Origin of the sequence: Kaistia defluvii, assembly GCF_026343955.1 — a bacterium.
Classification (GTDB): Bacteria; Pseudomonadota; Alphaproteobacteria; order Rhizobiales; family Kaistiaceae; genus Kaistia; species Kaistia defluvii.
This window is the reverse complement of sequence record NZ_JAPKNI010000007.1, coordinates 74816-96792: the sequence shown is the minus strand read 5'-3', so window position 1 is coordinate 96792 and position 21977 is coordinate 74816. Positions and strand designations below refer to the sequence as shown.

Below are 21977 nucleotides of genomic sequence, written 5' to 3'. Positions count from 1 at the left end.
TACCCTGATTTTCGATGATGGCGCGTCGGCAGGGGAATTGACGCGATTATGACGGATGGCCGCTCGGGGCAGATCGATGATGTCGAGCTCGACATGCGCGCGCTATTTGGCGCGCTGCTTCGCGCTTTGCCCTGGCTGCTGCTCAGTTCGGTTCTGTTTGCGGGCGCACTCTATATCGGCCTGAATTTCGTGACGCCGCGCTATACGGCTGAAACGAAGATCCTGATCGAAAGCGGTGAATCGGAGATCACCCGTGCCGGCGCCGGGGCGGACGAGGTAAGGGCGCTGCTCGATTCGGAGGGCGTCGCCAGCCAGGTCCAGCTCATCGGTTCGCGCGACCTCGCGACAACGGTGGTCGATTCGCTTGGGCTTGCTTCGCTCAAGGAATTCAACAAGCCACGTTTCCTGCCGTCCTTCGACCAGATGCTGGTGCGAATGGGCCTGGGCAGGCCCGTAGCAGAAGGACCGCTCGAAGAGCGCGTCTTGCAGCGCTTCGCGGACAAGCTGGACGTGTTCTCGATCGACAAGACCCGAGTCATCACGGTGGGATTCTCGTCGACCGATCCGCAGCTCGCGGCCCGGGTCGCCAACGCGGTCGCGGATGAGTATCTCGCGCTGGAACGCGAGGCGCGCCGGTCGACCAATGCCGACGCCACCCGCTGGCTCGAATCGCAGATCGCGGATCTGCGCACCAAGGTTACGACGGCCGAGGGCAAGGTCGAGGCGTTCCGTACCGAGCACGGCCTGTTTTCCGGCGGGCAGAACAACACCTCGCTGGCACAGCAGAAGCTGAACGACCTCAACGCCGAGCTGGCGCGGCTGGTCGCGGCCCGTTCCGCGGCCGAAGCGAAGGCGGCGACAGTCCGCAAGAGCCTCAGCAGCGGCACGACTCCGGACGTCCCCGATGTCCGTGACTCCCAGCTGATCCAGCGCCTGCGCGAACAGCAGGTCGCGCTCCGCGCGCAGATCGCGCAGATGTCGGCGACGCTGCTGCCGGCGCATCCCCGCCTCCGGGAACTGAACGCTCAGCTTGCCGACCTCGACGCACAGGTGCGCCGCGAGGTAACGCGGATCCTGCAGAGCCTGGAAGGCGAGGCGGCGACGGCGCGGGCCCGTGAGGCGGATATCGGCCAGGATCTGACGCGCGCCAAGGCTGCGACCGGCCAGACCAACAATGATGAGGTGGAACTGCGCGCACTGGAGCGGGAAGCCACGGCGCAGCGCGATCTCTTGGAAAGCTATCTCAAGCGCTACCGCGAAGCGTCGTCCCGCCAGGATGGCAACTATCTGCCGGCCGACGCCCGCATCATTTCGCGCGCCGCCGTGCCGCTGGAGCCGGCCTTCCCGAAGAAGCTGCCGATCACGGCGGCGGCGACCATCGCGCTTCTTCTTCTCGCCATCGCCATCATCCTGATCCGCGAACTGACCTCGGGCAGGGCGCTGCGCCGGATTTCCGTGGAGCCGCCGCCGCCGCCCGCGCTCGCCGCCGATCCGGTCGAGGACCGGAAGCGCTGGAACAAAGCGACCCCGGAGGTCGTGCCGACCCTGGTTACGGCCGGACCGGCGCTTGGACGCGTTTTGAGCGCCGAAACTCAGGACGCGCTGAACTCGATCGTCGACCATATCGTCGACTCGAAAGCCCGCCGGGTCCTGGTCTCGATGCCGGAGCCGGATGCGTCAGGGCGGCCTCTGGCAGCCGTGGCCCTTGCCCGCGCTTTGTCGCGCCGGGGCAACCGCGTGCTGCTGATCGATCTCCATGCCGATGGCGCGGACAGCAAGGCGATGGCGGCGGGCGAGCGTCTGCCGGGACTGACTGACCTTTTCGCGGGAATTGCCTCGTTCGCGCAGGTCATCTTCCGCGACCGCCGTTCCCGCGCCCATCTCATTCCGCACGGATTGCTGGAGTTCGAGCCCGAGGCCGCCAAGGGCGAGCGTTTCGTCAGCATCCTCGAAGCGCTCGATCAGACCTATGACCAGATCCTGCTCGATGCCGATGCCGACATGGCGTTGCAGATGGCGCCGCAGGCCGGCGCGGTGATCCTCGTCACCGAAGGCAACGCCGACGATGCAGGCGCGACAAGCGCCGTGGAAGCGATGAAGGCCGCAACCTCCGCCGAGGTGATGGTCCTGATCGCCACGGCGCCGTCCGCCGACGAGGAGGATGCGACGCCCGAGGCCGCTGTCGCCTGATCACTCGGCGTCGGCGGGTGTCTTCTCGTCTCGGCCGCGCCAGCGCCGGATCGTCTTGGCCAGCTTCCACAACCTCGGATTGCCGCGAACCGCGCGCTCGGTCCTGTCGGCAAGGCGCAGCAAGGCTGCGGCGGCACGGCCAGCCGGCGTGACGGGGATGATGGCGCGGACATGCGGCTCGTTGATGTCGAGCCAGGAGGCCTTGTAGCGCTCGTCGCCGCGGCCGAGATCGAGCGCCTGGAGGCCGCGTGCGCAGCTCGCGGCGATCACTTCGTAGAGCATCAGTTCGCCGGGGCTGACACGACGCCAATCATCGTCCGAGACCGACATGAAATAGCCGCTCAACCGTCCGGACTGCGTCCCGCTGCCAAGGATCGCACGGATGCCGCCATCGAATTCCAACGCGTCGAGCTCGATCAGCGCGCTTTCGCCGCCGCTCCAGCGTCGCCTGACAAGCGCGCGGAAGAAGTCCGCCACACCGGGCTCGGCAAAGCTGTCGGCGATTCCCTGGCTGCGGAACCAGGCCGCCTTCTGCGCGAAATAGCTGTCCAGGATCGCCAGCGCTTCTGCCTGCGATCCGGCGCGGCGTAGGGTGAAGCCCCCGACCGGCTCCAGCGTGTTGGCCTGCCACCGGTGCTTCTTGCCCTTCTTGGCGCCCCTGTGCGCCTTGAGCACCGAGGCGAAATCCGTTTCCAGCCGCATCATGCCAACGTCGCAACGGGCCTGGGTCGCATGCGTGTGAACAGCGAGCGGGTTCGGAATACCGGCCCATGCGATCGGCTGGGCGTCCAGGTCGAAAAGGTCGATGCTTCGAATTCGTCCCGCCACAGCGCGCAACAGATCCGGTGTCGATCGCCCGTCGAGCGCAGCGGCGAAGTCGGGGTCGAACAGGCCCATGCGGATGTTGGCATGGTCGCCGCCTAGGAACCGCGCGACCCGCAACGGGCCGACACGCTCGATGCCGAGCGGAAGGACCGCGACGAGGCGCGTCCCATGGCGGATCGAGACGATAACCGGCCGGATCCTTTGCGGCGCCGTCGCTGTCTCGATCCAGCAGTCGATCCAGTCGAAACTCTGGTAAACGGAAACGGGCAGGGCGTGTTCCAGCGCGCGCCAGTCCCCGGCGATTTCTCGCGGCGAGGCGTGGACAGCGATGTCGAGATCCGCAACAGCGATGCTGCTTGCCGGCGCCTGCGCGTCTGCCCCGTCCATGCGTAGGATTCCAATGCTTCCCATAAGTTCTCGTGACGGTATCAACCTATCGTAAATATCGGGTTCGTATGAGGCATGGGATGGTTGCATGTAGCCCGGACGGCTGGGATCTCTGATGCATGGTCTGAAGACTACCGGCTACAAGGCGGGCCTGAACGCACTCTACTGGAGCGGCGCGCATCGGCTTTTTGCGCCGTATGTCCGTGGCGCCGGCGCCATCCTGATGTTTCATCATGTGCGGACCCCGGGCAGTTCGCGCTTCCAGCCCAACGCCCATCTCGAAGTGACGCCCGGCTTTCTCAAGCGGGTGGTGGAGCGCATCACGGCGCGCGGACTGGACATCGTCGATCTCGACGAGGCCAGCCGGCGCATGGCGGATCCGGGCGCCAGGCGCTTCGTCGTGCTCACCTTCGACGACGGCTATCGCGACAATTTCACCGAGGCCTATCCCGTCCTGAAGGCGCTCCGGGCGCCTTTCACGGTCTATGTCGCGACAGGGTTGATCGATCGCACCGCCGTTCCCTGGTGGGAGGTCATGGTCTCGCTGGTCGAGCAGACGCCACGGCTGACCATGCGCATTGGCGATGGGGATTTCGACCTGCCGACCGCATCGCTTTCGGAGAAGAGGCTCGCTGCACGGACGCTGGCGCTGGAGCTTTGCAGCGTCGCGGAAGACGCCCAGCGCGACGCCATCGATCGTGCAGCGGCCGCCTATGGCATCGACACCCGGCATATGCTGTCCCGCGAGATGATGGACTGGGACGAGGTGAGTGCCCTTGCCGCCGATCCGCTCGTCACGATCGGCGCCCATACGGTGGGCCATTATGCGCTGGCCCGGCTGGAGCGCGGACGCGCCCTGCGGGAAATGGACGATAGCCGCGATCGGATCGAGGCGATGACCGGCCTCCGCCCGCGTCATTTCGCCTATCCCTATGGCTCGGACCGGACGGCCGGCGAGCGGGAATTCGACCTGGCCTCGGCGTTGGGGTTCGCCACCGCCGTGACGACCCGACGCGGCGTGCTCGGGCCCAAGAGCCGGCTCACCGCCTTGCCGCGCATCTCGATGAACGGCCACTACCAGTCCATGCGCTATCTGGACCTGCTTCTCTCCGGCGTGCCGATCGCTCTCGAGCGCCGGATTCGCGGCTGGGTCGGAAGGCCGGCTAGTTCTTCGGCGCGATAGGCTTCTGCATCCAGGCGATGATGGCGCCGGCCGGGAAGATCCAGGCGAGGCCGACGACGACGTAGTAGAGCATCTGGACCCAGCGCGGGGCTTCCGGCAGCTTCAACTGGGCGATCACCATGGCGACGAAGGCATAGACGATCACGAGGACGACAAGCGCGATCATGCCGATGAATTTGCGGAGCCGGATGGGCATGTCGGGCCTTTCATGCAGGTTCGGAAGCGGTGGTCGTGGCAATAGCGCGTTCGCCGGCGAACCGCAAAGGCCGTGACGACGGATGGCCTGTCCTGACGCTGCGCGACCGGATGTCGCGCGGCCGATTGGTGCGGCGGCGGCGGCCTCTGTTGTCGCCGCCGCGCCGAGCCGCTAAGCCCAGCCGTCGAGAGCTCTTGAGGTGCGCGATGGCGATGGACGGTTTGGCGGCGAAGACGACGGCAGGGCAGGCACCGGTGCGGGACCGGCAGCGCGATCGTGCGCTGATCCGCCTCTGGCTAGGCGCCGTGATCCTGATGATCATCGCCATGATCGTCGTCGGCGGCGCGACCCGCCTGACCGGCTCCGGCCTCTCCATCACGGAATGGAAGCCCATTCACGGCGTGATCCCGCCGATTGGCGATGTCGAGTGGCAGGAAGAGTTCGCCAAGTACCAGCAGATTCCGCAATACGAGATCGTCAACAAGGGCATGACGGTCAGCGAGTTCAAGCAGATCTTCTGGTGGGAGTGGGGCCACCGCCTGCTCGGCCGTCTGATCGGCGTGGTCTTCTTCGTCCCGTTCGTGCTGCTCTGGATGACCGGTCGGATCGAGCGTCGGCTGGTCCCCCGCCTGCTCGGCCTGTTCGCGCTGGGCGGACTTCAGGGTGCGATCGGCTGGTGGATGGTCACCAGTGGTCTCGTGAACCGCATCAGCGTCAGCCAGTATCGCCTCGCGATCCATCTCATCATCGCCTGTTTCATCCTCGGCGCCGCCGTCTGGATCAGCCGCGGACTGGTGCCGGATCGAGGCGAGAATCGCAAGAACTCGGCGCCGCTCAAGGGCATGGCGACGTTTCTTGTCGTGGTGGTCTTCCTCCAGATCTTCCTCGGCGGTCTCGTCGCGGGCCTCAAGGCCGGCCTGACCTACAACACCTGGCCACTGATGGCCGGCAATATCATCCCAAGCGGCGTGTTCGACTATGATCCTGCCTGGCGGAGCATATTCGAGGACGTGATGACGGTGCAGTTCGATCACCGCGTCGTCGCCTATCTGCTGTTCATCGCCGCCATGATCCATGCCTTCCAGGCCTGGAAGCTGGTGCCCCGCACGCCCGCCGCGCGCCGGGCGCGGCATCTGGCCCTGCTGGTGACCGCGCAGGCCGGCATCGGCATCGCGACCCTGATCGCCGTCGTGCCGCTGGACCTGGCGCTGCTGCACCAGTTCGGCGCTGCCGTCGTGCTGTGGGCCGCCGTCGCCCACCGCCGCGCGCTCAATGAGCCGACGCCGATCACGGCGTAATCTTCCCAATCGAACAAAAAAGCGGCCAGCGCCTTTCCAGACGCTGGCCGCTTTTCGTTATGCCGGATTTCGAACGCTCCCGTTCATTCAGCCGGAGCCACGAAGACGTCGCGCGGCAGCCGGCTGACGATGCGTGGGCCGTCGGCTTCGAGGATCACGATCTCCTCCAAGCGGATGCCGAACTTGCCCTGCAGGTAGATGCCGGGCTCGATCGAGAACACCATGCCCTCTTCGAGGATCGTATCGCTGGTCGAGGTCAAATAAGGCGGCTCGTGGCCTTCAAGACCCAGGCCATGGCCCGTGCGATGGGTGAAATAGGGGCCATAGCCCGCCGCGGTGATCACGCCGCGCGCTGCCGCATCGACCTCGCGTGCGGCGACGCCGGGGCGTGCGGCTTCGCAGGCGGCCTGCACCGCGGCTTCGACGACGGCGTGAACCCTGAGATATTCCTCGCTCGGCTGGCCGACGAAAGCCATGCGGGTGAGGTCGCTGGAAAACGAGCCGGAGCGTGCGCCGATGTCCATGACGATGGCATCGCCGACCGCCACCGGCTGGTCGCCGGTGGCGTAGTGCGGGAAAGCGCCATTGCCGCCGGCGCCGACGATGGTGAAGAGCGGCGTGGCGCCCGCTTCCTCGAACACGGCGCGGGCCGCGTCGGCGATCTCGCGCTCGGTGACGCCAGGCCGGATGGCCGCGAAAGCCGCCTCCATGGCACGATCGTCGATCTCGGCATTGCGAAGGATCTCGGCCTTTTCGGCCTCATCCTTGGAAAGGCGCATGCGCCCGACGCTCTCGGCGGCGAAGGCGGCCTTGGGCTGACCGAGCGCCTCGAGGACGAGAAGCGCGAAATCGGCGCGCATCGTCTCGTCCACCTGAACCAGCTTGGTTCCCTTCTCGATGCCGAGCGAATGGATCAGGGCTGCGAGGGCGGCCTGTGGGCCGGTCGCGTCGGACCAGGTGAAGAAGGGCAGGTCGGTCTGCCGGCGCATTTCGTCGGCGTTGAGCTCCGGCATCAGGATGGCCGCCCCTGCGGGCGTCGCGATCAGCAGGCAGGGGCGTTCGTCGGCATGCGGATGCACATCGGCGATATAGGCCATGTGCGGCCCCGGCCCGAGCGCCACCGCGTCGACGCCATTCTGGCGGAGCATGGATTGGAGGGTGGCAAGCCGTGTCATCGTCGTCTCCCGCATGAAGTTTCACTATTGGTAAAAATTATGCGGGGCTCGGTCAACCGACGATCGCCGCGCTTGCGAAGCCGGCGCGATTGCGGCATTGCCTAGGAAAGGCCGATCCGGCCGCAAGGTGATGATGCGCGTCCTTCTCGTCAAACTCTCGTCGCTCGGCGACGTCGTCCACACCTATCCTGCGGTGACGGACGCCATGCGCGCCATTCCCGGCCTTGAGCTGGACTGGGTCGTCGACGAGGCGTTCGCGCCGCTGGCAAGGCTGCATCCGGCCGTGCGCAACGTCATCGCCCTGCCGATCCGCCGGATGAAGAAGAAGCCGCGCGAGACCTTCGCCGAGATGAAGGACGCCGTCGGCATGCTCCGGGGCGGCGGTTACGACCTGCTGATCGACGCGCAGGGGCTGATGAAGAGCGCCCTCGTGGGCATGTTTTCCGGCGTCACGCCGCGCCACGGCTTCGCCAGGGGCAGCGCGCGAGAGAGCATGGCGACCTGGTTCTACCAGGTGGGCCACGACATCCCCGAGACCGAGCACATGGTCACACGGATTCGCAAGCTGTTCGCGCAGTCGCTCGGCTATCCCATGCCGACAGGCCCGGCGGATGCGAGGCTGGTGCCGGATTTCGCCAATAGCGGCATCCGCACGCGCAGCGGCGACGGCATCGTGCTGATCCACGGCACCAGTTGGGCCACCAAGACCTGGACGGTCGAAGGCTGGCGCGGCGTCGCCGAGCGATGCGGCGCGGCCGGCCTCGGCGTGAAGCTGTTCGCGCATGGTGCCACCGAGACCGAGCGGGCGGCCAAGATCGCGGCCGGCCTGCCCAATGTCGAGCAGGTGCCCGCTGGTGGGCTGGAGAGCCTCATTCCGGTAATCGCCAACGCAGCCGGCGTCGTCACGGTCGATACGGGGCTCGGCCATCTCGCCGCCGCCTTCGGCATCCCGACGATCGGGCTCTATGGCCCGACCAATCCCGGCCTGACCGGGCTGGTCGGTCCCGACGTCGAGGAGTTCGTGTCGAAGCGGGATTGCGCTCCCTGCGAACAGACGCAATGCCGGATCAAGCCGGACTTTGGCGAAGGCCCGCCCTGCATGGCCGACCAGACCGCCGATCGGGTCTGGCAGGCCCTGGCGCGGCGGCTGCGCCTCGCCTCAGCCGGCGGTCTTTGAGTTAGCCGCATCCTCGGCTTCGAACAGCGCGCCCATCACGTGATAGAGCGTCGAGGCCGGCATGTGGTCGACGAGGGGCGTGCCGTCGGCCTCGATCCGGTCCATCCAGCCGCCTTCGAGCGAATCCGGCGCAAAGGTCAACAGGCTCGCCATCAGATGATCGGCCATCTCCGCAGCGCCGGGCTGGCCTTCGCGCGTGGCGGTCACCAGCGCCTTGACGCCCTCGGCGTGCGGCCAGGACCGGAAGCTCGGGATCATCACGCTGCCGGTGTCGGTCACCGCATCGACGATCAGGCCGGTCTCCTGGTCGAGACCATGGTCGAGGCCGAACATCAGCACCCGGTCCGTCACCGATTCCGGCACGATGCCACCAAGGCGGCGATACTCGCCGAGCAGCCAGTACCATTCGAACTGGTGGCCCGGTTCGACGCGGTTTTCGCCGCGCGGCAGCAGAGGCTTCCAGTCGGGCGAGAAGTCCTCGAGCAGGGCCCCGCTCTCGGGATCGATCATCCGGTCCAGGGCCAGTTTTACCAGGGCATCGGCACGGGCGAAATCGCGCGCCCGGCCCGTCGTCTCGTAGAGCGCCAGCACGGCTTCCAGCAGGTGCATGTGCGGGTTCTGGCGGCGCGTCGGGTCGGCCGAGGGCGTCGCATCGAGAAATCCGCCATGCGGCGCGGCCAGCACGACGTCGATCTCGGCGAGCGTTTCGTCCGCCAGGCGGATCGCATGCGGGTCGCCCGTCAGGCGATGGCTCCAGGCGAGCGCGTAGACGATGAAGGCATGCGCATAGAGATCACGAACCCGGCTCGCCGGTTTGCCGTCGGCATCGATCGAAAAGATCCAGCCGGGGTGCCCGTCGCCACGGTGATAGAGCCGCTCGACATTGGCAAGGCAGGTGACCACGGCCTCGTCCGCGCCCTTGTGCCAGCCCTTGAGGCTGGCGCGCGAAAAGGTGGCGATCTGGCGGGCCTGCACCATCAGCCGGCTGGCCGGCAGGATGATCGGCCGACGCTCGAAATCGAGACGCTCATGAAACAGGCCGCGCTGCCGGTCGAATCCGGTCTCGGCCCAGAGCGGAAGGGCGGCCTCGGTCGCCCAGGCCCTGGCGTAGTCGAGGCTCTTCATGACTTGGCCGCCGCCACCAGCGCGCTCGTGGAGCGGCCGGCGATCAGATTGGCCAGCACGACCTTGCCGCCGCGCGCCTTGACGAAGTCGCCGCCGACGACCTGATCCTCGCGATAGTCCGCGCCCTTGACCAGAACATCCGGCTGGATCGCCTGGATGGCCTCGAGCGGCGTATCCTCGTCGAACAGCACCACGAGATCGACGGCCCGCAGCGCACCCATGACGCGGGCGCGCGCCTGCTCGTCCTGCAGGGGCCGCGACGGGCCCTTGAGGCGCTTGACCGACGCATCGGTGTTGAGGGCGACGACCAGCCGGTCCCCCTCCTTCGCCGCCGCTTCGATCAGCGCGATATGACCGGGATGCAGCAGGTCGAAGCAGCCATTGGTGAAAACGACGCGGGAGCCTCGGGCCTGCCAGCGGGCGACGATCTTGGCCGCATCGGCGCGCGAGACGAGAGCCCCGGCGCGATCCTCGGCATGGCTGGTGCGATCGAGGGCTGCGACCAGCTCGGCCCGCGTCACGACAGCCGTGCCGAGCTTGCTGACGGCGATCGCGGCGGCGGCGTTGGCCGTGACGACGCTGGTTTCGAGCGGCAGGCCGGAGGCGAGCGCCACGGCGAGCGCGGCAACCACCGTATCGCCGGCGCCGGAGACGTCGAACACCTCGCGCGCCTCGGTCGGAACATGCGTCACCGCGCCGGTCTGGCGCCAGAGCGTCATGCCCTTCTCGGCGCGGGTCACCAGCACGTCGCCATCGAATTGCTGGCCGGCGGCGGCGGCGGCGCGCACCGCTTCCTCGTCGGTATCATCGTTGAGGCCGGTCGCCTCGAACAGTTCCTTGCGATTGGGTGTCACCAGCGTCGCGCCGCGATAGATGTCGAAGGTCCGGCGCTTCGGATCGACGATCACCGGCACCTTGCGTGCCCGCGCTTCGGCGATCAGCGACGTGATGACCCAGTCGGAGAGCACCCCCTTGGCATAGTCGGAGAGCACGACGATATCGGCTTCGGCGATGGCCGCCTTGCCGGCCGCGATCAGGTTGGCCTCTGCCTCGGGGCCCGGCGAGCCGGGGCTCTCGGCGTCGATGCGGACAATCTGCTGGCGGCCGCTCATGACGCGGGTCTTGGTCACGGTCGGGCGGGTCTTGTCGACGACCAAGTGGTTCAGGCGGATGGCGGGGTATTCGGCGAGCACGGTCCGAAGCTCATCGGCTTCGACGTCCGCGCCGACATAGCCGACCAGCGTCACGGCCGCGCCCAGCCCCGCGGCGTTGGCGGCGACATTGGCGGCGCCGCCGGCGACGATGCGGATATTGCCGTGCAGCAGCACCGGCACGGGCGCTTCCGGCGAGATCCGGCTGACGGAGCCGGTGATATAGCGATCCACCATGACATCGCCGATGACGGCTACGCGTCCGGAATGCAGTTCGTCCAGCATCGAAAGATCCTATTTGGCCCGGATGGGCGCATCCGCCTGTAGGAGCACCCCGGCGACGAAATCGTCAAGATCTCCGCCGGTGAAGCGATGTCCCGAAACATTGGCCGCGGTGGCAGCCGCGATGTCGCTCGGCTTGTCGCCGATCAGGAACGAGCGGGCGATGTCGATCGGCAGATCCTGCACCGCGCGCAGAATCATGCCGGGCTTCGGCTTGCGATCGGGGTGATCGACCCGGTATTCGGTGACGATGCCCTTCGGGTGATAGGGGCAACTATAGACAGCATCGATCCGCGCCCCGGCTGCAGCCAGCTCGGCCAGCATATGATCGTGGAAACGCGCCACATCCGCTTCGGAATAATAGCCGCGCGCGACGCCCGACTGGTTGGTGACGACGACGACCAGATAGCCCGCCTCGTTCAGCCGGCGGATGGCGCCCGGCGCTCCGTCGATGAAAACGAGGTCCTCCGGCTTGTAGGTGTAGCCGTGATCCACATTGATGACGCCGTCGCGGTCGAGAAACGCCGCCGGACGGAGGGCCTCGCTCAAAGTGCGACGCCCCTGGCGAGGTAATCGCCGACATAGCTCTGGATGCCGTCTTCCAGCGAGCGGAAGTCGGCATTGTAGCCGGCCCGGCGCAGCTTGGTCATGTCGGCTTCCGTGAAATACTGGTAGGCGTTGCGGATGCGCTCCGGCATGTCGACATAGTCGATCACCGGTTCGCGGCCGGCCGCCTTGAACACGGCGCGCGCGAGATCCGCGAAGCTGCGGGCCTTGCCGGTGCCGACATTGAAGATGCCGCTGACGGCGGGGCTGCCGATCAGCCAGCGGGCGACATCGACGCAATCCGCCACATGGACGAAATCGCGCAGCTGGCCGCCATCGACATAGTTCGGGTCATGCGAGCGGAACAGCGTCACCGCCTCGCCGGCGGCGGCGGTCGGATAGATCTTGTGGATCACCGAGCGCATGTCGTCCTTGTGTGCCTCGAACGGGCCGTAGACGTTGAAGAACTTCAGTCCCGCCCATTGCGGCGGGGTGGCGCGACCGGCGCGGACATCGTCCATGATGCGGCGGTCGACCGCGAGCTTGCTCCAGCCATAGGCGTTGAGCGGCCGGAGCCTGGCCAGATGCTCCGGGGTCTCGTCATCGACGAAGCCTTCCTTGCCGTCGCCATAGGTGGCGGCCGACGAAGCGTAGATCAGGCGGATTTCATGGCGCGTGGAAAGCGCCCAGAGGTCGAGCGTCGCGCGGATGTTGCGTTCGACGATTAGGTCGACATCGGCTTCCGTGGTCGCCGAAATGGCGCCCATATGCACGATTGCTTCGACCCGGCGATGATTGTCTTCCAGCCAGGCGAGCGTTGCCTCGGGCCGAATGACGTCATCAAGCAGGATATCGGCGACATTCAGCCATTTTCGTCCGGTGCCGAACCAGTCAGATACGACGATCCGCCAGCCGTCGGCAGCGAGCGCGCGCGCCATGTTGGATCCGATGAAGCCCGCGCCGCCGGTGACCAGGATCGTGTCGCGGCCGTCTCTCGAATTCACGCTCATCGGCATTTCCCTCAAGCCCGCGTCGGATCGGCGCGTCGGCGGTTGGATAGCGCAAGTCAGGGGTGGATGGAACCGGCGGCTTGGGTCTGCGCGATTGCAATCACACGTTGTGCGGCCGCGAAGACGCGCTGCGCGTCGATGCCTTCGAGGCATGCCAGAGTGCCGAGCGGACATTCGCGCTTGAAGCAGGGCCGGCAGGAGAGCTCGATCGAGACGACCTCGGCATTCGGCGCGGTCGGCGGTGTCATCGCCTCGGAACTGGAGCCGTAGACGACGACAAGCGGCCGGTCGAGCGCACCGGCGACATGCATCAGTCCCGAATCGTTGGAGACGACCGCGTCGCAACGGCCGAGCAGGGCAGCCGCCTCGATCAGCGAGGTTCTGCCGGAGAGATCGTCAATCGGCACGCCGGCGAGCCGCATGATTTCCGCGGAGATCGTCTTGTCCTTGGGCCCGCCGAACAGGCGCACCCGATAACCGGCCTGATCGGCGAGTTGGGCGAGGGCGGCGAATTTCGCCGCTGGCCACTGCTTCGCCGGCCCATATTCCGCGCCGGGACAAAGGCCGAGAACGGGCCGGTCACCGGCCAGGCCAAAGCGGCTGGCGAGGGCGGTGAGATCGACATCCGGCTGCAGCAGGCGGGGACGCGGAGACGCCGGCGATTGGCCTGCCGGTCCTGCCAGCGCGACGAAGCGGTCGATGGTGCGCGCCGTCTTGCGATGGGCGTCGTTGCGCGCATCGGACAGAAGGATGCTGCGCCCTTCCGCGGCATAGCCGATCCGCTCCGGAATTCGCGCGGCAAAAGGCGGAATGGCCGCCTTGAAGGCGCGGGGCAGCACGATCGCCGTGCCATAGCCTGCCGATTTCAGGGCTCGGCCGATCTTCCATCGGCCTGCCAGCCCGAACTGACCATGCCCGAAGCCAAGCGGGATCGCGTTGCGGACGCCTTCGATCAGAGTCGCAATGGGGAGGGCCGCCGGTGGGGCCAGGACATCGACCGGACGACCGGGAAATCGCGCGCGGAGGGCCGCGACGAGGCTCGCGGCCATGACCATGTCGCCGACCCACGAAGGACCAACTAGCAATATGGGGGATTGGGTGTCTGTGGCGCGCATGTGTGGCTCGGGGCCTTCATGGCCCCGAGCCGTGCGGGCGTCAAGATAGATCAGCCACGCGGAGCGTTCATCGGAATCTCCTGCGGCGAATTGCCGGGTAATTCCTGCGGAACCGGCTGGATGTCGGGCGGCGTCGGGCTCGGCGGGGGCTGGGGCTGCGGATCATGCATCGGCGGCATGGGCTGCGGCGGCGCCGGATTCGGCACATCGGGATTGCCCGGAAGCTCCTGCGGCGGGATCGGAGGAATATCCGGTCCCGGCTGCGGCTGGTCGGGCTGCGGGCTCGGGTCATGCACCGGGGGCGCCGGCTGGTGCTGACCCGGATCGGGCACGTCGGGTCCCGGCGTGGCGAGGACGGGGCGGTTCAGATCGGACATGGAAATTCTCCCTTCGCTACCCCAACGGATGGGGGCGAAGGGAGTTCCTGCCAAATGGCTTATGTCCCTGCCGGCGTTTCGGTTTCGGACGGCGGCTCGTCGGACGGGCCGGCAGCCTTGGACCCGCCGAAGAGCAGCCGCTGGTAGACGAGACCGATGCCAATCAGCACCGCGCCGAGCCCCATGAAGGAGAGGGCGCGCCAGACGCCTTCCAGGTTCGACATGTCGACCAGGAAGACTTTCAGCACGGTGATGACGATGAGGAGCGCGGAGGCCAGTCGGGCCGCCCTTTGCCGGAAGACGAGGCCAAAGGCCAGCAGCAGGATGCCGAGCGCCAGCCAGGCCGCGGAATAGGCGTAGGACTCGGCAGAGCCGATCGGATCGCGCGAGAGGTTCGGCGAGGCGGAGAACAGGAAGCGGATTTCCAGCGTGACGGCGGCGAAGGCCAGGATCAGCGCGACGGCGCCGGTCGCGCCTTGCAGCCAGCGCAGACTGGCCGGCGGTGTACGGAAGGCAACCAGACCGGCGAGGACGGCCGGCAGGCCATAGGCGAGCAAGATCTCGTTGAAGACCGGTCCGCCACCGACGGGATCGCCGGTGAATAGCGGATTGACCACGAGTCCGAGCCCGATCACCGCGTTGAGCAAACCGAAGATGCGGGCCAACACGCCGCCGATCCGGAAGACCGGGCTCGGTCGACTCTGCGCGAGACGCGAGAGACCCAGCGCGAAGGCGAAGGCCGCGGCGGTCGTCAGACCCTGTTCGCTGAGCGCGGTTGCCGGCGTCAGCAGATCGCCGCCGAAGACGATGGCGCGGATTTCGAACACGACGAGCAGCGCTGTCATGATCACCGCCAGCGCTTCCGCCGCGAACACGGCACGGTCGACCCGCACCCGCCGCAGCAGAACCGAGGCAGTGGCGAAGGCGGCGGCAGGGATGCCGTAGCCGATCAGGATCGAGAGATAGATGCCGCCGCCGGACCGGACGCCGAAGATGTAGGGATCCCAGGCGATGCGGCCGAGCACCAGCAGCGCCAGGACGGCGACCGCGTAGCGCAGCACGCCGATCGGACGGCGCAACTGCACCCAGGCCGCGCCCAGCGCCGAAAGCGCCAGCGCCGTGGTCAGCATGCCGCCTTCGAGCGCCATCGTCAGCGCCGTGGCCAGGGCCGCGATGGCGCCGGCGGCGAACAGCCCGGTCGGTACTTGATCCAGCAACGATCCGTCCCGCTCGCGGCGGGCAAAGCGTTCGGTCAGCATGGCATAGAGCGCCGCAAGCGCCAGCGCGATGGCTGCGAAGGCGATGCTGGAGACGAAGCCGGTGATGCGAAGATAGGCGACGATGGCGACCACCACCGGCCCGGCGCTGGCCGCAGCGGCGTGCGCCGTGGCGGCGAAAGGTCCGGCGTCGGGTCGCGCCTGCAACCGCGTCAGCGCGCTGGCGATCAGCGCCGCCGATCCCAGCAAGCCGACGATGCCGAACATGCGGATCGCGTCGGGGAGGGGGAAGTAGGTCGAGAGCGCATCAACGATATAGGTGACGGGCTCGAGCGCCGCCTGCGCCGCGGCCGGCCAGAAGAACAGCAGCGCGACCAGTTCGATGGCGACGACCGGCGAAACGAACGCCACCGCGTCATAGCGACGTGCCAGCAACAGCAACATGGCGCCGCCGATGAGGCTGGCGGCAATGCCCGCCGAGGCATAGTCGCGGGCGATCGCCCCGACGACGAGCAGGGCGGCGATGCCAGCCAGCACGCCGACGGCGAAACCGTCCGGCCGGTCTGTGGTCGTGTCGCGCTGGACGTCTACGACCAGGAAGATCGAGGCGAGGGCGAGCAGGAGGATGGCGTAGATGCCGCTTTCGATCGCGCCGGCGCGCGCGCCGAACATGGCGAAGCCCCACAGGATGGCGGCAATGCTGGCCGCGATCGCCAGCCAGCGCCAGAGGCGCAGTCGCGCCAGCGCGAAGGCGAACGTCGTCACGACGACCAGGTAGATCATCAACGCCGGGATGCTGGGCGCGTCGCTGGAGATCAACAGCGGCGTCACATAGGAGCCGACGAGGCCGAGGCCGGAGAGCCAGGCGCCGTGCAGGCCGGCGGCGGCCATGGTGGCCATGCCGATCAGCGCCAGCAGGATGAAGGCGGCCGTGGGGCCGATCAGGCCATAGAGCGCATAGGCGGCATAGACGGTGGCGAACAGGCCGACCGTGCCGGCTGCCGTGAGAACTCCCGGGACATTGGCCGCCGGGATGCGCGAAATCGCCGTGATCCGGTCGGACCGGCGCAGCCATTCGCCAAGGCCCAGCAGGACGAGCGAGAACAGCGCGCCGAAGGCGATGCGCACACCCGGCCCGAGCAGGCCGGCCTCGATCGAGAAGCGGACGAGGAAGATCGCGCCCAGCGCGAGCGCCAGGCCGCCGACCCAGACGGCCCAGCGCGCGCCGAGCTTCTGCTCGAAGCTCTCCTTCGGCCGCTTCGGGGCCTTGGGTGCGGCGTCCGCGGGCGTCGGTGCCAATTCCGGCGGTGGCGGCTCTTCCGCCTCCGCCGGGACGGCTGTCATCTCCGCCTCAGGCGATTGTGAAAGGGTGTCGACGATCGGAAGTAGCGGGCTCTCGGCGGAAGCCGCCGCCAATGCGGCAGGAGGGCGTTGCTCAAGCAGGAGCAGGCGTGATTCGAGCGCCCGGATGCGCCGGCGCGCGCCGAGCGACATGACAAAGGCTGAAATGGCCATGATCGGCAGCGCGATCAGGGCGATGATTCCAAGGGCGATCCATTCATCCATGTCCGTCTGTTAGCATGACAAATCGGTTTGGGCTGTGATCGATTTCTCAAGGCGGATCCGGGCGCCGACATGCGCTGGATCCGCGCGGCGCAGCGTGCCGCTGTTGCTGCGGCGCGGACTTCGCTATATCCCGCTCGCTTCGGGCACGGACACGAATGGGACGGTAGGCGCGTGAGCAGAGCCGAGGCGACCGCAGGCGGGACAGAGGCGATCTGGTCGCGCCTCGCCACGAGAATCGAAAGCGCCGTGGACCGGATTGCCGGTTCATCCTCCGCGAGCCTTATCCTGATCGCCCTCGTGGCGCTGCTCTCCTTCCTGCCTGGCCTTGCGACGCTGCCCCCGGTCGACCGGGACGAGCCGCGCTTCGCGCAGGCGACGCACCAGATGGTCGAGACCGGCAATTATCTCGATATCCGGCTGCAAGAGCAGACCCGCTACAAGAAGCCGATCGGCATCTACTGGCTGCAATCGGTCGCGGTCTGGGTGACGGGAACGGGGCCGGATGCGCCGATCGGCGTCTATCGCCTGCCGTCGATGATCGGCGCGATCCTGGCGGCCTGCCTGACCTGGTGGCTGGCCATGGCGTTCGGGCGGCCGCGCGTCGCCCTGCTGGCCGGGCTGCTCATGGCCTCGACCGTGTTGCTCGGCGTCGAGGCGCGCCTTGCCAAGACCGACGCGGTACTGCTGGCCACGATCCTCGTGGCGCATGGAGCGCTGGCGCGGGCGTGGCTCTCCACGTCGATAGAGCGCAATCTCAAGCTTGCGGCGATCTTCTGGACCGCGCTCGGCGCGTCGATCCTGATCAAGGGGCCTGTCGGGCTGGCGGCGATCGCCTGTCCGCTCATCCTGCTCTCGGTCGTGAGTGGCTCCTTCCGCTGGTTCAAGCAACTGGCGCCGCTGCCGGGCGTCGTCTGGATGCTCGTCGTCGTGGCGCCTTGGTTCGTCGCCATCGGCATCGCCAGCAAGGGCGCCTTCTTCCAGGAGGCGGTCGGCAAGGACCTGATCGGCAAGGTGGTCAGCGTCCAGGAATCGCATGGCGCGCCGCCCGGTGCCTATCTTCTGCTGATGTTCTTCACCTTCTGGCCGGTCGCGGCTTATTTCACCGCCGGACTTTCCTGGATCATGGACCGCTTCCGCCAACCCGTGATCCTCTATGCCGTCGTATCGGTGATCCCCTTCTGGCTGGCCGTCGAGGCGACGCCGACCAAGCTGCCGCACTATGTCCTGCCGCTCTATCCGCTGATGGCGATTGCCACGGCCGCCGCGCTTGATGGCGGCGGTGTCAGAACCCGAGGCTGGTTCGCCCGCTTTGCGGCGTCCGGCGCCGCGCTGTTTCCCTTCGCGCTCGCCATCGCCGCTGCCGTGATCGCGTTCCTGCTCGGCGAGGCTGTGCCGGTCCTCGGAATCCTCGTCCTGCTGGCCGCGACGTTGGTCGGGCTCGTCTCGGGCCGGTTGTTCACTTTGTCGCCGATGGCGAGCAGCATTGTCGCGGTCCTGGCTGCGATCGTCACCTACCTTGGCATTTTCGGCATGGTGCTGCCGGGCTATCAGCAGACCCGGATCAGCGAGAACCTGGCCCGCGCCGGCCAAGCCGCCCTGACGTGCCAGAGCCCTCGCTTCGCCAGCGCAGGCTTTGCCGAGCCGAGCCTCGTCCTGCTCGCCGGCACGGACACGTTGTTGACCGATGGCAGCGGCGCCGCCAATTTCCTCGCGGCCGGCGATTGCCGTGCCGCCTTTGTCGAGAAGCGGCAATTGCAGAGCTTCAACGAACGCGCCGACGATCTCGGCATGATGGTGGACGAGTCGAGCGTGGTGCGCGGCTATGCGCTGAACGGCGGCCGCATGCTTGACCTGCATGTCTTCGTCCCGCGGAGCGCCACGCCGTGAAGGTAGCGCTTTTCCGTCTGAAGAAGCGGCTGTCCTGGCCGCGCGAGAACTTCGCGGCGATCGCCGAGCGGGCGCGCCGGGTGCAACTGCGTCCGACAATCCATGCACCGGTCTTCCAAACCTCCGACATCCTCGCCCTGGTCGTCATCAGCGTTGCGCTGATTGCCATCGTAGGCCTCGCTTTCGATGGCCTGTCGGTGGAGCGGGCCCGTGCCTTGCCCCGCGCCGTCTATTTCTTCGGCGATTGGCTTTCCTATTTCGGCAAATCGCAATGGGAACTGGTGCCGGCCGGGATCGTGGTCCTGATGCTGCTATCCGGCCGCTGGAACATCGTGCCGCCGCTGGTCCGCGCTGCCTGGGCCGAGATCGGCGCGCTCGCGGCCTATATCTTTCTGGCGATCGCAGGATCCGGCATATTGGTCAACATCGCCAAGCAGTTCATCGGGCGCGGTCGGCCGCCGACCTTTGACGAATATGGCGCCCTGGTCCTGCATCCGCTGGAGTTCGTTCATCGTTTCCAGAGCTTTCCCTCGGGGCACGCGACCACGGCTGGGGCGCTCATCGCCATCGGCTTCCTGGTCATTCCGCGCTGGCGCCTTGGCCTCCTCATCCTCGGACTTGCCATTGCAGCAAGCCGCGTCGTCGTGGGCGCCCACTATCCGAGCGACATCCTGGCCGGACTGATTTTCGGCTACGCATTCAGCCTTTGGCTGGCCGGACGTTTTGCCGCCGCAGGCTGGGGCTTTGCACGCGGATCGACCGGCTCTATAACCGCGCGCACTGCGGCGATCCGGATCAGTTTTGGAAGTCCGGCGCGTGTCGCGATCCTGTTTGCCGGGCTTCTGGATGCGCTGCTGGGACGGCGGCTCTGGATCGCGGCGCTCAAATCCATCGGAGACGGTTCCTATGACGATGCCCGCTCCCGGCAAAACCGTCTTGACCCACCATGACGCGGACGCCCGGTTGACGACGCGGCCGGACTTTTCCGTGGTCATCCCGTGCAAGAACGAAGCGGAAAACCTGCCGGAGCTGATCGGTGAGATCGCGGCTGCGCTGGCAGGGCGCCGGTTCGAGATCATCGTCGTCGACGACGGGTCGACCGATGCGACGCCGGCCGTGATCCGCGACCTGATGCGCGACCGGCCCTGGCTGCGCTCGATGCGCGACACCCGGTCGAGCGGCCAGAGCGCCGCCGTCCGCACCGGCCTGCTCGCCGCCCGCGGTGACGTGGTGCTGACGATCGACGGCGACGGCCAGAACAATCCCGACTTCATGCCGGCAATGCTGGACGCGCTGGAGCAGGGTGGCCCGCAGACGGCGCTTGTCGCCGGCCAGCGTCTGAAGCGCACCGATTCCGGCGCCAAGCGGATGGCTTCGCGCTTCGCCAACCGGCTGCGCGGCGCGATCCTCAAGGACGGCACGCGCGATTCCGGCTGCGGCCTCAAAGCGGTCCGGCGCGAGGTCTTCCTGCTGTTTCCCTATTTCGACGGCTGGCACCGCTATCTGCCGGCCCTGACGATCCGCGAAGGCTACAAGGTCGCGCATGTCGACGTCGTCGACCGCAACCGCCGTCACGGCACGTCCAAATACGGCATCCTGGATCGCGGCCTTGTCGGCGCTCTCGATCTGTTCGGTGTGTGGTGGTTGATCCGGCGGCGGAAGAACATTCCCGCGCCGACAGAGGTGACGATCGATGGCCGGTGATCTTTTCGGCGCAATTGGAAACTGGCTGCACCACGTCTTCGTGGAGCAGTTCGACGTCTGGATCCTGCTTGGCTTCGTCGCGCAGGCGCTGTTCACCATGCGCTTCGTCGTGCAGTGGATCGCCAGCGAGCGAGCCAAGAAGAGCGTCGTGCCCGCCGCCTTCTGGACCTTCTCGATCCTCGGCGGCGCGCTTCTGCTCGTCTATGCCATCTACCGCAAGGATCCGGTGTTTATCGCCGGGCAGGCGGCCGGCCTGTTCATCTATTTCCGCAACGTCTGGTTCATCCTGCACGAGCGGAAGCTGGCGCGTGAGAGCGGCGCCGTCAGCTGAGGTTGCTGACGCGCGCGAAGCTCGCTTCCAGATCGGCGATCAGGTCAGAGGTGTCTTCCAGTCCGATCTGGAGCCGGATGATCCGGTCCTCGACCGGCCAGGGCGCGGCCATACGGTTTGGGCGGCCGATGATCGCCAGGCTTTCGAAACCGCCCCAGGAATAGCCGAGGCCGAACAGTCGCAGGCCGTCCAGGAATGCCTTGACCTTGTCGAGGCTCCAGTCGTTCATCACGATGCCGAACAGGCCGCTGGAGCCCCTCATGTCGCGCTTCCAGATCGCGTGGCCGGGATCGGACGGCAGCCCCGGATGCAGCACCCGGCCGACCTCGGCCCGGCCCTGCAGCCAGCCGGCGATCGTCAGCCCGGATTGCATCTGGCGGTCGAGTCGCACGCCCATGGTCCGGATGCCGCGCAGCGTCAGGTAGATGTCGTCCGGCCCGACGCAGAGACCCATGTCGCCATGCGTATCCCGCAGCATCTTGAGGGTGCGTGCATTGGCGGCGACGGTTCCGATCATCACGTCGGAATGGCCGCAGAGATACTTGGTGCCGGCCAGGATCGCGAGATCGACGCCGTGCTCGAGCGGCTTGAAGAAATAGGGCGTGGCCCACGTGTTGTCCGCCAGCACGAAGGCGTCGCGGGCATGCGCGACGGCGGCGATCGCCGGGATATCGGAAATCTCGAAGGTCAGCGATCCCGGGCTCTCCAGATAGACGGCGCGGGTGTTGGGCCTGAAGAGCGTGGCGATCCCGGCGCCGATCCTCGGATCGAAGAAGGTCGTCTCGATGCCAAGGCGCTGCAGCATGTTGCGCGCGAAGTTCCGGGCGGGATCGTAGGCATTGTCGGCCATCAGCAGATGATCGCCGGAGCGCAGCACGGAGAGCAGGGCGGTCGAGACGGCGGAGAGGCCCGAGGGACAGAGCACGGCTCCTTCGGCTCCCTCCATTTCCGTGATGGCCATTTCGAGCGCTTCGATCGTCGGCGTACCGCGACGGCCGTAGGTATAGCGCTGCTTCCCGCCGAGCAGATCGTCGGAGTTTTCGAACAGAACGGTCGAGGCGTGCACGACCGGCGGATTGACGAATGGACCGGTCAGGTCGTGATCCCGGCCACTGCGCACCAGGCGCGTCAGCGGTTTTTCCATCGACGTATTCTTGTCATTGCCGGACATGCTGGACTCCGAAGAAAATGGCGGGCGGAGGCGGGGATTTCGTTCCCACGCTGGTGCCTCTTTC

19 protein-coding genes are annotated in these 21977 nt (G+C 67.1%); 8 read left to right on the top strand and 11 right to left on the bottom strand.

The window, feature by feature from the left end; genetic code table 11:
• Window positions 1-48 precede the first annotated feature (48 nt).
• Entirely contained in the window at window positions 49-2190 is a 2142-nt protein-coding gene (locus tag OSH10_RS17600; RefSeq protein WP_266333250.1) for a GumC family protein, read from the top strand.
• Here OSH10_RS17600 and OSH10_RS17595 read toward each other — a convergent pair whose 3' ends face one another.
• Window positions 2191-3402: a GNAT family N-acetyltransferase gene (locus OSH10_RS17595; protein WP_266333248.1), complete on the bottom strand. Its 1212-nt coding sequence runs from the start codon at window positions 3400-3402 to the stop codon at window positions 2191-2193.
• A 115-nt stretch (window positions 3403-3517) separates the two neighbouring features.
• Here OSH10_RS17595 and OSH10_RS17590 point away from each other — a divergent pair, with 115 nt between their 5' ends.
• Window positions 3518-4585 carry a polysaccharide deacetylase family protein gene (locus tag OSH10_RS17590; RefSeq protein ID WP_266333247.1) on the top strand — a complete coding sequence of 356 codons (1068 nt, stop codon included), beginning with the start codon at window positions 3518-3520 and terminating at the stop codon, window positions 4583-4585.
• Here the strand turns inward: OSH10_RS17590 and OSH10_RS17585 are convergent.
• The gene (locus OSH10_RS17585) at window positions 4566-4781 is read right to left on the bottom strand and encodes a DUF2842 domain-containing protein (RefSeq protein WP_266333246.1); all 216 of its coding nucleotides are present in this window, start codon (window positions 4779-4781) and stop codon (window positions 4566-4568) included. The two genes, OSH10_RS17590 and OSH10_RS17585, sit on opposite strands and share 20 nt — an antisense overlap.
• A 206-nt stretch (window positions 4782-4987) precedes the next feature.
• On the opposite strand from OSH10_RS17585, the gene OSH10_RS17580 reads away from it, so the two are divergent.
• Window positions 4988-6079 (top strand): COX15/CtaA family protein, encoded by a 1092-nt coding sequence (locus OSH10_RS17580; RefSeq protein ID WP_266333245.1) that lies wholly within the window; start codon window positions 4988-4990, stop codon window positions 6077-6079.
• A gap of 83 nt (window positions 6080-6162) precedes the next feature.
• On the opposite strand, the gene OSH10_RS17575 is transcribed toward OSH10_RS17580, so the two are convergent.
• Entirely contained in the window at window positions 6163-7254 is a 1092-nt protein-coding gene (locus tag OSH10_RS17575) for a M24 family metallopeptidase (RefSeq protein WP_266333244.1), read from the bottom strand.
• 133 nt (window positions 7255-7387) lie between these two features.
• Here OSH10_RS17575 and waaC point away from each other — a divergent pair, with 133 nt between their 5' ends.
• Window positions 7388-8431 carry a lipopolysaccharide heptosyltransferase I gene (gene waaC, locus OSH10_RS17570; protein WP_266333243.1) on the top strand — a complete coding sequence of 348 codons (1044 nt, stop codon included), beginning with the start codon at window positions 7388-7390 and terminating at the stop codon, window positions 8429-8431.
• Here waaC and OSH10_RS17565 read toward each other — a convergent pair.
• From OSH10_RS17565 to OSH10_RS17535, 7 genes are read right to left on the bottom strand one after another with little or no spacing between them, the layout of a single operon-like run.
• On the bottom strand, window positions 8414-9556 hold the full coding sequence (locus OSH10_RS17565) for an AGE family epimerase/isomerase (protein ID WP_266333242.1): 1143 nt from the start codon (window positions 9554-9556) through the stop codon (window positions 8414-8416). The two genes, waaC and OSH10_RS17565, sit on opposite strands and share 18 nt — an antisense overlap.
• Window positions 9553-10992 carry a D-glycero-beta-D-manno-heptose-7-phosphate kinase gene (gene rfaE1, locus OSH10_RS17560; protein ID WP_266333241.1) on the bottom strand — a complete coding sequence of 480 codons (1440 nt, stop codon included), beginning with the start codon at window positions 10990-10992 and terminating at the stop codon, window positions 9553-9555. Before rfaE1 ends, OSH10_RS17565 begins: the two co-directional genes overlap by 4 nt.
• A gap of 9 nt (window positions 10993-11001) precedes the next feature.
• Window positions 11002-11538 carry a D-glycero-alpha-D-manno-heptose-1,7-bisphosphate 7-phosphatase gene (locus OSH10_RS17555; protein WP_266333240.1) on the bottom strand — a complete coding sequence of 179 codons (537 nt, stop codon included), beginning with the start codon at window positions 11536-11538 and terminating at the stop codon, window positions 11002-11004.
• On the bottom strand, window positions 11535-12545 hold the full coding sequence (gene rfaD / locus OSH10_RS17550) for an ADP-glyceromanno-heptose 6-epimerase (protein WP_266333239.1): 1011 nt from the start codon (window positions 12543-12545) through the stop codon (window positions 11535-11537). The genes OSH10_RS17555 and rfaD overlap by 4 nt, the downstream gene beginning before the upstream one ends.
• Window positions 12546-12601: 56 nt before the next feature.
• Window positions 12602-13660 carry a lipopolysaccharide heptosyltransferase II gene (waaF, locus tag OSH10_RS17545; RefSeq protein ID WP_266333238.1) on the bottom strand — a complete coding sequence of 353 codons (1059 nt, stop codon included), beginning with the start codon at window positions 13658-13660 and terminating at the stop codon, window positions 12602-12604.
• Window positions 13661-13710: 50 nt separating this feature from the next.
• The gene (locus OSH10_RS17540; protein ID WP_266333237.1) at window positions 13711-14037 is read right to left on the bottom strand and encodes a hypothetical protein; all 327 of its coding nucleotides are present in this window, start codon (window positions 14035-14037) and stop codon (window positions 13711-13713) included.
• Between the two features lie 59 nt (window positions 14038-14096).
• Window positions 14097-16820 carry a DUF2339 domain-containing protein gene (locus tag OSH10_RS17535; protein ID WP_266333235.1) on the bottom strand — a complete coding sequence of 908 codons (2724 nt, stop codon included), beginning with the start codon at window positions 16818-16820 and terminating at the stop codon, window positions 14097-14099.
• A gap of 171 nt (window positions 16821-16991) precedes the next feature.
• Here OSH10_RS17535 and OSH10_RS17530 point away from each other — a divergent pair, with 171 nt between their 5' ends.
• Genes OSH10_RS17530 through OSH10_RS17515 form a run of 4 tightly spaced genes read left to right on the top strand, consistent with a single transcriptional unit; the run spans window position 16992 to window position 20742 of the window.
• Window positions 16992-18707 carry an ArnT family glycosyltransferase gene (locus OSH10_RS17530; RefSeq protein WP_266333234.1) on the top strand — a complete coding sequence of 572 codons (1716 nt, stop codon included), beginning with the start codon at window positions 16992-16994 and terminating at the stop codon, window positions 18705-18707.
• Window positions 18704-19657 carry a phosphatase PAP2 family protein gene (locus tag OSH10_RS17525; protein WP_266333233.1) on the top strand — a complete coding sequence of 318 codons (954 nt, stop codon included), beginning with the start codon at window positions 18704-18706 and terminating at the stop codon, window positions 19655-19657. The genes OSH10_RS17530 and OSH10_RS17525 overlap by 4 nt, the downstream gene beginning before the upstream one ends.
• The gene (locus OSH10_RS17520) at window positions 19614-20411 is read left to right on the top strand and encodes a glycosyltransferase family 2 protein (RefSeq protein WP_266333232.1); all 798 of its coding nucleotides are present in this window, start codon (window positions 19614-19616) and stop codon (window positions 20409-20411) included. Before OSH10_RS17525 ends, OSH10_RS17520 begins: the two co-directional genes overlap by 44 nt.
• Window positions 20401-20742 (top strand): lipid-A-disaccharide synthase N-terminal domain-containing protein, encoded by a 342-nt coding sequence (locus tag OSH10_RS17515; protein WP_266333231.1) that lies wholly within the window; start codon window positions 20401-20403, stop codon window positions 20740-20742. The genes OSH10_RS17520 and OSH10_RS17515 overlap by 11 nt, the downstream gene beginning before the upstream one ends.
• Here OSH10_RS17515 and metC read toward each other — a convergent pair.
• A complete protein-coding gene (gene metC, locus OSH10_RS17510; RefSeq protein WP_266333230.1) occupies window positions 20735-21913 on the bottom strand; it encodes a cystathionine beta-lyase in 1179 nt (392 codons plus the stop codon). The two genes, OSH10_RS17515 and metC, sit on opposite strands and share 8 nt — an antisense overlap.
• Window positions 21914-21977 lie beyond the last annotated feature (64 nt).